Genomic DNA, 9,492 nt, shown 5'->3' on the forward strand with positions numbered 1-9,492 from the left:
TCGAGCGCATTCCGTCGCCCGACCATCATCCATCCCACTGATTCAGGCATCGCTTTTTAATCGATTTGATTTATGCGATGCCCATCCCTATTCTCGATCGCATGACGGCGCGGTGTCTGCCGCGCCGCGTTTCCCCTACCCCACGGATTTCCCCATGCAAGCGAACCGCCACCAAGTCCGGATCGACGCGCTGATCGACGCGGCGCAGGACATCCGCTGTTTCCGGGTTTCGCGCGTCGACGGCCAGCCGTTCGACGCATACGAACCGGGCGCCCATATCGATGTGACCGCGCCGTCCGGCATCACGCGGCAGTACTCGCTGTGCGGCAACCCCGACGAACGCGGCAGCTACCTGTTCGCGGTGAAGAAGGAAGCGCAGTCGCGCGGCGGCTCGCGTTCGCTGCACGACGACGTGCAGGTCGGCGCCGAGCTGTCGATCGGCGCGCCGCGCAACCTGTTTCGTCTGACGGATGATGCGAGCGAGCACGTGCTGATCGCGGCCGGCATCGGCATTACACCGCTGCTGTCGATGGCGTATGCGCTGCACCAGCGCGGCGCGCGTTACCGGCTGCACTATTTCGCCCGCAGCCGCGAGCATGCGGCCTTCGTCGACGAACTGTCGGCCGAGCCGTTCGCGTCGCACGTGACGTTCCACTACGGCATCGAGCCCGACGCGCTCGCGGCCGAGCTGGGCCGCTGCGTCGAATCGGTCGACGCGCACGCCCACGTCTATACGTGCGGCCCGGGGCCGTTCATGGATGCGGTCGTCGCGGCAGCCGCGACGCGCTTGCCCGACGATTCGATCCATCTCGAACGCTTCGCGGCGGAACCGGCCGCCGCCGATGCGGGCGCCGGCCCGGCCGACGGCTTCGAAGTGCGTCTGCAGCGCAGCGGACAATCGGTACGCGTCACGCCCGACACGTCGATCGTCGACGCGCTCGCGCGCATCGGCATCGAGGTCGACACGTCATGCGGCGAAGGCGTGTGCGGCACCTGCATGGTGCCTGTGATCGACGGCGAGCCCGATCATCGCGATCACTGTCTCAGCAAGGCCGAGCGCGCGAGCAACACGGTGATCTGCTGCTGCGTGTCGCGTGCGCGTTCGGCGGTGCTCGTTCTGGATCTCTGACGCACGCGGCGCGAGCGCTGCCGGCTCACGACGTCGCGCACCGTCGAACTGCTCGACGCCCTCGGCCGGCAACGCGCGCATCCCGCGCGTTGCCCTCGTCACATAGGTCTCGCGTCGTCGAACTGCTCAACGCCCTCGCCCGGCAACGCCCACCTCCGCGCATTGCCCTCCGCCTCATGGATCACGCGTCATCGAAACGACCGACAAGCTCGGCCAGCATCGTGCGCATCCCGCACATTGCCCTCGTCCTCATGGGTCACGCATCGTCGAAACGCTCGACGAACTCGATCAGCAGCGTGCGCATCCATGCGTTGCCCTCACCTCGTGGGTCCACGAGTCGCCCAATCGCTCGCCGATCTCCGCCGACAACGCGCGCACCTACGCGTTGCCCTCGCCTTCGTGGATCACGCGTCATCGAACCGCTCGACGAGCTCGACCAGCAGCGTGCGCATCCACGCGTTGCCCTCGTCCTCATGGAAATGCTCGTGCCAGTGCATCGTCACCGGCGCGGGCGGCAACGTGACGGGCAGGTCATACAGGCGAAACGCATTGTCGCGGTTCAGGATCTGCGCGAGCCGCTTCGGCAGCGTCGCGTAGAGATCCGTGACCGACAGCACGCTCGGCAGCGCGACGAAGTGCGGCACTTCGAGCGCGATGTTGCGGCCCACGCCCTGCGTGCGCAGCGCGTCGTCGAGCGCGTGGTGGCTATGCTCGACCGACTTCACGTTGACGTGCGCGGCGCGCACGAACTGGTCGAGGCTCAGCACGGCGCCGCTCGGCAACCCGCGCCGGCGGCCCGTCATGCACACATAGGTTTCCTCGAACAGCACCTGGTGGCGCGTGCGCGGCATCAGCTCCGGCAGGTTGCCGATCGCGAAATCCAGCCGGCTCGCGCGCAGCGCTTCCTCGATCTCCTCCACCGGCAGCGGCTGCACGCTCAGCGTCACGCGCGGCGCGCGCTCGCGCAGCGCCTGGCAGATCGCCGGCAGGTACGCCATCTCGCCCGCATCCGACAGCGACAGCCGGAACGTGCGCGTGCTGGTGGCGGGATCGAAGCGCTCCGCGTAGCGCAGTGCCACGCGCACCATGTCGAGCGCCTTGCCGACGATGCCCGCGAGCTCGAGCGCGACCGGCGTCGGCTGCATGCCCGAGCGCGTACGCACGAACAGCGGATCGTCGAACAGCGTGCGCAACCGGCCGAGCGAATAGCTGACGGCCGGCTGCGACAGCGCGAGCCGCTCGCCGGCCTTCGTCAGGCTGCGTTCCTCGACGATCGCCTGGAATACGCGCAGCAGGTTCAGATCGAGATGATCGACCGATGTCATCGCAGCCTCCATTATTTGCCGTATTTATTGACCAGCTAATTTTAGATCAATTTGACGGATATGTAGTGGAGGACGAGACTGGGTACTCGACACCGCGCGCTGCGCGGCCCGATTTCGCGACTCTTCCCCACGACAACGATGAGCGACCTTTCCTACCAGACGATCGACACCAGCGCGCTGCACGGTCTCGCGCAACCCGACCGCATCGCGCCCGCGATGTATCACGATCCCGCGCTGTTCGAAGCCGAGCTCGACCGCATCTTCTACCGCACCTGGATCTGGGTCGCGCACGAGAGCGAGCTGCCGAACCCGGGCGACTTCATCACGACGACGATCGGCCGCCAGCCGGTGATCGTCGTGCGCGACAAGACCGGCGAGATCAACGTGCTGCAGAACCGCTGCCGCCATCGCGGCGCGACCGTGTGCGAATCGCACAAGGGCAACGCGAAGAGCTTCACGTGCCCGTATCACAGCTGGTCGTACGCACTCGACGGCACGCTGCGCGCGCTGCCGTACGGCGACGGCTACGAAGGCGTGTGCGAGAAAGGCGACCTGCCGCTCGTGAAGCTGCGCGTCGGCGTGTACCAGGGGCTGATCTTCGCGAGCTTCAACGACGACATCGAATCGCTCGAGGATTTCCTCGGCGGTGCCAAGCCGTGGATCGACCTGTTCATGAAACAGGGCGCCGGCTACCCGATCAAGGCCAACGGCGAGCACAAGTTCAAGTTCAAGGGCAACTGGAAGATCCAGCTCGAGAACACGACCGACCTCTATCACTTCCCGGTCGTGCACAAGTCGTGGATGAAGTCGATCGACGACGAGACGGCCGCCGCGATCACGAGCTTCATGACGAGCGAGGACGCGTTCTGCCGCGGGCTCGGCAACGGCCATAGCCTTGCGGTGCTGATGCCCGAGCTGATCGACCTCGACCAAGACGACGGTGCGCCGTTGCCCGAACGCTTCGCGCCGCTCGCGGCGAAGCTCGCCGAGCGCCATACGCCCGAAGAAGTGCGCCGCATCGTGCGCTCGCTGATGGGCGTCGGCTTCAACCTGAACCTGTTCCCGAACCTCGCGCTGTCGATGGCGTTCTTCCGCGTGCTGCGGCCGATCTCCGCGAACGAAACCGAGATCCGCCACGTCGCGCTCGCGATGGACGGCGGCCCCGACGAAGCGAACCGCGAGCGGCTGCGCATTCACGAGCACTTCCAGGGCCCGTTCGGCTTCGGCAGCCCCGACGACGCGGAAGCGTGGGAACGTGTCCAACGCGGCGCGCACGCGGGCCCCGACGTACCGATCCTCGTGAATCGCGGGCTGAACCGCGAGACGACCGCCGCGAACGGCGAAAAGACCGCGCATGCGACCGACGAGACCGGCATGCGCGAGGCCTACCAGCAATGGCGCAAGATGATGGAGCAACAATAATGGACGACCGCAACGCCCTCTTTTCCGAGCAGACCTTCGCCCGCGCGGTCGAATTCGTGTGGCGCGAAGCCGAGATGCTCGACCGCCGCGACTATCGCGCATGGCTCGACCTGTGGGAGCCGGCCGGCCACTACGTGGTGCCGATCGATCCCGATGCGAGCGATTTCGCCGCGACGCTGAACTACGTGTTCGACGACCAGGACATGCGCGAGAAGCGCGTGCAGCGGATGGTGTCCGGCTATTCGGCGTCGGCGACCGACGCGGCGCGCACGGTGCGCACCGTGTCGCGCTTCACGCTGGAAAGCGGCAGCGCCGACACCGTCGAACTGAAATCGGCGCAGGTCGTCGTCGCGTACAAGCGCGGCGTCGCGACGCTGTTCGCGGCCGACGTCACGCACAAGCTGCACGTCGACGCCGACGGCGAGATGCGGATCGCTGAAAAGGTCGTGCGCCTGATCGACTCGACCGAAGCGCTCAGCGCAATCGGCTTCCTGCTGTAAGCGGCCGCCGGTTCGCCGTCGCCGTCGCAACGGTGAACCGGGCACCTTCACCCGTGAGCGGCCACCGGTTCGCCCATCGCCAACGCAACGGTGAGCCGGCCACCTTCACCTGTAAGCGGCCACCGGTTCGCCATCGCCAACGCAACGGTGAGCCGGCCACCTTCACCTGTAAGCGGCCACCGGTTCGCCATCGCCAGCCCAACGGTGAGCCGGCAACCTTCACCTTTCCGGACCACCATGCCCACACTCGAAGTTTTCCTGCCGGCCGGCCATGACGACGCCCGCAAGGCCGAACTGATTGCCCGGCTGACCGGTGCGACCGTCGATTCGATCGGCGCACCGATCGAATCGGTGCGCGTGCTGCTCACCGAATTGCCCGCGACGCACATCGGCCTCGGCGGTCGCAGCGCCGCGAACGGCGCGCCGCCGTCGCTGCCCGTGATCGTCGCGATCCTGATCGCCGGCCGCACCGACGAACAAAAGCGCGCGCTGATCGCCGCGTTGTCGGAGACGAGCGCCAGCGTGCTCGACGCGCCCCTGCAAGCCACCCGCGTGATGATCAAGGACATCCCGAACACCGATTTCGGCATCGGCGGGCAAACCGCACGGGCGCTCGGGCGCTGACCATGCGCTGCGTGCGAGCCTGCCCGCTCATGCGCGACGACCACCGGGCCGCAGCAACGCCATGCGCGCCGCCGCGCCTACGCGCTTGCGCTTGCGCTTGCGTTCGCGTTCGTACCGGCGAGCGGCAGCGTCACGCGGCAATCGAGCCCGCCGCCCTCGGCCGGGCTCGCGCCGATCCGGCCACCGTGGCGCGTCACGATGCTCTTGCACAGCGACAGCCCGATTCCGTTGCCGCCGGCCTTCGACGACGAGAAGCCGTCGAACAGCCGGTCGTGCGCGCCGGCCGCGATGCCCGGGCCGTTGTCGATTGCGCGCAGCTCCGCATGCCCGGCGACATTCGCAGTGCCGAGCGTCAGCGTGCGCGGCACACGTTCGCAACCGGCGAACGCCTCGATCGCATTGAACGCGAGATTCAAGATCACCTGCCCGATCAGCACACGCTCGCAGCGGATCGGCAGCGGCGCATCGGCCTGCACGATCGCAACCGTCACGCCAGCCTCCTTCGCGCGCAGCTCGATGAAATACGCGACGTCCGCGAGGATGTCGCGCAGGTCGGCGAGCGCGACAACCGGTTCGCGCTTCACGATGAACTCGCGCACGCTCTTGATGATCAGCGCCGCATGCTCGGCCTGCCGGTCGGCGCTGCGCAGCCCCCAGATCGCGTCGTCGATGGCGCCGCGCCCATTCAGCCGCTGCACCGCGCCCTCGATGAAATTGCGCACGGCCGCGAGCGGCTGGCTCAGCTCGTGCGCGATCACGCTCGCCATCTCGCCCATCGCGTTGTAACGGCCCGCGTGTTCGAGCATGCGTGCTTCGGCGCGGCGGGCGTCCTCGATCGCGACTTCGTCGCTCACGTCACGGAACTGCACGAGCAGCCCGTCGAGATCGTCCTCGATCTCGACCTGCCGGCACAGGATACGCAGCCAGCACGTCGAGCCGTCGCGCCGCACGATCCGGTAGCGCTGCGGCGCGGATGGATACGCAGACGGCGCATCGCGCAGCTGCGCGACGAGCCGGTCGCGATCGGCCTCGGAGCAGTAGTCGAGCACCTCGCCGAGCGCTTCGTCGGGCGCGAGCCCGAGCACGCGGCGGCCCGACTCGCTGATGAACTGCACGCCGCCGTGCGGCGTGACGACCGCGATGCCTTCGTCGAGATCCTGCATGAACTCGCGCAGCCGCGCCTCGTAGCGGCGCAGTTGCTGGCGCACCGCCTCTTCCGCGCTGATGTCGCGGAACTGCACCATCACGACGTCGCGCCCGCGCAGCGGCACGTAGGTGGCGGTCGCCTCGGACAGCATGTCGACGCCCGTGCGCGACCGGTAGCACCACTCGTACACCTGCGGCCCGTCGACGAGCGCGCGATCCCACGCACTCACCGCGATCTCGCGCTGGTATTTCGGTTCGGGGCGCGTCATGTCCGGCGCCTTCAGCGGCAGCAGTTCCTCGACGGAAAAACCGAGCGCGATGCACGCGGCGCGGTTCGCCCACACGATCGCCTTGGTATGCGCGTCGTGCAGCAGCACACAGGTCGTCAGCGCGTCGAGCAGCCGGTGGAAATCGTCGTCGTCGGGGAAACTCATGATCGGCTTCGGATGAGGCCGCGCGGCATCGCGCGACCGGAAACCCAACATAGCACCGGCGCGCGCCGCCCGCATCTGAAGATTTCTTTAGTGCGGCACGGAACCTCACCAGTCGCACGGCCCAACGCACCAATTGCTGCGCGTTTTCGGCGTTTCTAGACTGGTTGCATCGTCGTGCCGCTTTCCGCGCGGCATGCATGCCACCCCGAATTCGAACCCCAATCCGCCCCAGGAGACAGCCATGCCCCACGCCGCCCTCGCCCTCGACTCCGCACCGAGCGCCCCCCACGCGGCCAGCGAACCGGCCACCCGGCTGTCGCCGCTCGACGCCGTGATCGAGACCGTCGCCGCGCGCCGCGAAGAATTCGAACGGCTGTCGCACGTGCCGCGCGACGTGATCGCGCTGTTCAAGCAGGCCGGCATCTATCGCGCGGGCACGCCGCGCCGCTTCGGCGGCGATGCGCTCGCGCCGACCGCGTTCCTCGACATGATCGAACGGATCGCGACCGCCGACGGTTCGGCCGCGTGGGTCGCAAGCTTCGGCTCCGCGAACGTCTATCTGGCCGCGCTGCCGCTCGAGACCCAGGCCGAGCTGTATGCGAGCGGCCCCGACCAGGTGTTCGCGGGCGGCCTGTTTCCGGTGCAGCCGGCCCAGCCCGCGCCGGGCGGCTGGCGCGTGAACGGCACGTGGAAATTCGCGAGCGGCTGCAAGGGCGCCGACTGGCTCGGCGTCGGCATCGCGGTGCCGGGCGCACAGGACGCCGCGCCGAACAAGCCACGCACGGCCGTGTTTCGCGCCGACCAGGTCGAGATCGTGGAGAACTGGAGCGTGGTCGGCATGCAGGGCACCGGCAGCCACGACCTGCGCGTCGACGACCGCTTCGTGCCCGAAGCATGGACCTTCGTGCGCGGCGGCGAGCCGACCGTCGACGAGCCGCTGTACCGCTACCCGACCGTCGCGTATGCGGCGCAGGTGCTCGCCGTCGTGAACCTCGGCCTCGCGCGCGCGGCGCTCGACGTCGTGAACCGGATGTCGGGCGGCCGGCAAACGACGACCGGCGCACCGCGTCTCGCCGATCGCGCGTACTACCGCATCGAGCTCGCGAAGGCCGAGGCGCAACTGCGCTCGGCGCGCGCGTTCTTCTACGACGCGACCGACGGCGTGTGGCAATCGATCCTCGCCGGCAACCCGGTGACGCCCGACCAGGTCAGCCTGCTGCGGCTCGCGGCCACGCAGATCGCACGCGAAGGCGCGAGCGTCGTCGAACGCGCGTACCGCCTCGGCGGCACGGCGGCGATCTATCGCACGCACCCGCTGCAGCGGCTGCTGCGCGATGCCATGGTCGTCACGCAGCACGCGTTTCTCGGCGAAGGCAACTTCGACGGCGCGGGCGCGGTGTTCACCGGCGTCACGCCGTTTCCCGGCTATCTGTAACCTGCATCGACCGAATTTTTTTACACGCATGAAGCCGAAGCGCCGTCGCCGGCCGGTTCATGCACCCCACCGATTCCTCTGGAGAACCTGATATGTCCGATTCGAATCCGCTGCCGCTGCGCGTCCTGTTCTGCTGCGGCGTGTCGCAAAACTTCTTCGACCTGCCGCGCGAGAAGATCGGTGAAGTGTGGCAGGCGTACGGCGCGATGCTCGCGGCCGTCGAAGCGATGCCCGGCGTGCGCGTGCTCGGCGTGATGGACGACGACCGCCTCGTGGTCGGCCAGGCCGACGGCGCGCCGTGGACCTTCTACATCATGGCCGACGTCGCCGACTTCGACACGACGGTCGCCGTGTGCAACCTGTACCGCACGACGCCGGTCGGTGAATACAACCTGTGGCGCTACGGCAAGATCGAAGCGCGCGTCGGCCGCGCGCTGACGGTGCCGCCGGCCGCGAAGCCCGCCGCGTGAGGCGCGCGATGACCGACCTGTCTCCCGGCCTGATCGATGCGCTCGCACAGCGCCTGGCAGCGCTCGACGCCGAGCGCGCGGTGCGCGCGACGATCACGCGCTACATGGCGCTGTGCGACGTGCCCGAGGATGCCGGCGACGGCCCGTCGCTCGCCGAGCTGTTCACCGCCGATGCCGTGTGGGAAGGCATCGGCCCGCAGTACGCGCACAAGTTCGGCCGCCTCGAAGGCACGGCCGCGATCGTCGCGATGCTGGGCCGCTATCTGCCGCCCGATCCGCATTTCTCGGCCAACCTGCACTTCCTGACCTCGGAGTCGATCGAGATCGGCGCCGGCAACGCGAGCGCGCGTGGCCGCTGGATCATGCTGCAGGCGTCGCGTTATGCCGATGGCACGGCGGAGCTGATCGCCGCGCGGCTGACCGTCGATTTCGCGCCGGCTGGCGACGGTTCGACCTGGCTGATCCACCACTTCCGCACCGAACGCGTGCTCGACGGCCCGTGGCCGCTCGCTGCCGCGCCCCGGTCCTGATTCCCGATGCTTTCCAACGCTTGCTCACGATACCGACCATGACAGGCTTCATCGACACCTTTACGCTCGGCGGCCCCGGCCCCACGATCGCGATCAAGGACACGATCGACATCGCAGGCCATCCGACCCGCGCGGCGAGCCGCGCGCTCGCCGATGCACCGCCGGCGGAACAACACGCGGACGTCGTCCGCCTGCTGCTCGACGCCGGCTGGCAGATCGCCGGCAAGGCGAACATGCACGAGCTCGCGTTCGGCATGACCGGCATCAACGACTACACGGGCACGCCCGTCAATCCGCAGGACGCGACGCGCATTCCGGGCGGCTCGTCGAGCGGTTCCGCCTCGCTCGTCGGGCTCGGCACGGTCGACGCGGCGCTCGGCACCGACACGGGCGGCTCGATCCGCGGGCCGGCCGCCTGCTGCGGCGTGGCCGGGCTGAAGAAAGGGTATCTGTCGCACGCGGCGCGCGCGTGGCTTG

The 9,492-nt window shown here is 68.4% G+C and carries 10 protein-coding genes; 8 read left to right on the forward strand and 2 right to left on the reverse strand.

What is annotated here, in order from left to right; all coding sequences use genetic code 11:
• The first annotated feature begins 154 nt into the window (after window positions 1–154).
• Window positions 155–1,129 (forward strand): PDR/VanB family oxidoreductase, encoded by a 975-nt coding sequence (locus G3N61_RS27650; protein ID WP_043178262.1) that lies wholly within the window; start codon window positions 155–157, stop codon window positions 1,127–1,129.
• Between the two features lie 404 nt (window positions 1,130–1,533).
• On the opposite strand, the gene G3N61_RS27655 is transcribed toward G3N61_RS27650, so the two are convergent.
• Entirely contained in the window at window positions 1,534–2,454 is a 921-nt protein-coding gene (locus G3N61_RS27655) for a LysR family transcriptional regulator (protein WP_205824066.1), read from the reverse strand.
• Between the two features lie 138 nt (window positions 2,455–2,592).
• On the opposite strand from G3N61_RS27655, the gene G3N61_RS27660 reads away from it, so the two are divergent.
• The 3 genes from G3N61_RS27660 (at window position 2,593) to G3N61_RS27670 (ending at window position 5,000) form a co-directional block, all read left to right on the forward strand.
• A complete protein-coding gene (locus tag G3N61_RS27660; RefSeq protein ID WP_205824067.1) occupies window positions 2,593–3,876 on the forward strand; it encodes an aromatic ring-hydroxylating dioxygenase subunit alpha in 1,284 nt (427 codons plus the stop codon).
• On the forward strand, window positions 3,873–4,376 hold the full coding sequence (locus G3N61_RS27665) for an aromatic-ring-hydroxylating dioxygenase subunit beta (protein WP_205824069.1): 504 nt from the start codon (window positions 3,873–3,875) through the stop codon (window positions 4,374–4,376). Before G3N61_RS27660 ends, G3N61_RS27665 begins: the two co-directional genes overlap by 4 nt.
• A gap of 237 nt (window positions 4,377–4,613) precedes the next feature.
• Entirely contained in the window at window positions 4,614–5,000 is a 387-nt protein-coding gene (locus tag G3N61_RS27670; protein WP_089453609.1) for a tautomerase family protein, read from the forward strand.
• A gap of 77 nt (window positions 5,001–5,077) precedes the next feature.
• Here G3N61_RS27670 and G3N61_RS27675 read toward each other — a convergent pair whose 3' ends face one another.
• The gene (locus tag G3N61_RS27675) at window positions 5,078–6,655 is read right to left on the reverse strand and encodes an ATP-binding protein (protein WP_089453610.1); all 1,578 of its coding nucleotides are present in this window, start codon (window positions 6,653–6,655) and stop codon (window positions 5,078–5,080) included.
• A 166-nt stretch (window positions 6,656–6,821) separates the two neighbouring features.
• On the opposite strand from G3N61_RS27675, the gene G3N61_RS27680 reads away from it, so the two are divergent.
• The 4 genes from G3N61_RS27680 to G3N61_RS27695 form a co-directional block, all read left to right on the forward strand.
• Window positions 6,822–8,015, forward strand: coding sequence for an acyl-CoA dehydrogenase family protein (locus tag G3N61_RS27680; protein ID WP_205824068.1), 1,194 nt, complete (start codon window positions 6,822–6,824; stop codon window positions 8,013–8,015).
• A 92-nt stretch (window positions 8,016–8,107) separates the two neighbouring features.
• A complete protein-coding gene (locus G3N61_RS27685) occupies window positions 8,108–8,485 on the forward strand; it encodes a hypothetical protein (protein ID WP_011356094.1) in 378 nt (125 codons plus the stop codon).
• 8 nt (window positions 8,486–8,493) lie between these two features.
• The gene (locus tag G3N61_RS27690) at window positions 8,494–9,015 is read left to right on the forward strand and encodes a nuclear transport factor 2 family protein (protein ID WP_089453612.1); all 522 of its coding nucleotides are present in this window, start codon (window positions 8,494–8,496) and stop codon (window positions 9,013–9,015) included.
• 38 nt (window positions 9,016–9,053) lie between these two features.
• Window positions 9,054–9,492, forward strand: a 439-nt coding sequence (locus G3N61_RS27695; protein ID WP_241017939.1) for an amidase family protein, incomplete at its 3' end; no start/stop codon positions are given.

Origin of the sequence: Burkholderia sp. Ac-20349, from assembly GCF_017104865.1 — a bacterium.
GTDB classification, from domain to species: Bacteria; Pseudomonadota; Gammaproteobacteria; order Burkholderiales; family Burkholderiaceae; genus Burkholderia; species Burkholderia aenigmatica.

What these genes read in the sequence shown, in the direction of transcription:
- G3N61_RS27650 (WP_043178262.1), top strand. Translation starts at nt 155, where the DNA reads ATGCAAGCGAACCGCCACCAAGTCCGGATCGACGCGCTGATCGACGCG.
- G3N61_RS27655 (WP_205824066.1), bottom strand. Translation starts at nt 2,454, where the DNA reads ATGACATCGGTCGATCATCTCGATCTGAACCTGCTGCGCGTATTCCAG.
- G3N61_RS27660 (WP_205824067.1), top strand. Translation starts at nt 2,593, where the DNA reads ATGAGCGACCTTTCCTACCAGACGATCGACACCAGCGCGCTGCACGGT.
- G3N61_RS27670 (WP_089453609.1), top strand. Translation starts at nt 4,614, where the DNA reads ATGCCCACACTCGAAGTTTTCCTGCCGGCCGGCCATGACGACGCCCGC.
- G3N61_RS27675 (WP_089453610.1), bottom strand. Translation starts at nt 6,655, where the DNA reads ATGCGGGCGGCGCGCGCCGGTGCTATGTTGGGTTTCCGGTCGCGCGAT.
- G3N61_RS27680 (WP_205824068.1), top strand. Translation starts at nt 6,822, where the DNA reads ATGCCCCACGCCGCCCTCGCCCTCGACTCCGCACCGAGCGCCCCCCAC.
- G3N61_RS27685 (WP_011356094.1), top strand. Translation starts at nt 8,108, where the DNA reads ATGTCCGATTCGAATCCGCTGCCGCTGCGCGTCCTGTTCTGCTGCGGC.
- G3N61_RS27690 (WP_089453612.1), top strand. Translation starts at nt 8,494, where the DNA reads ATGACCGACCTGTCTCCCGGCCTGATCGATGCGCTCGCACAGCGCCTG.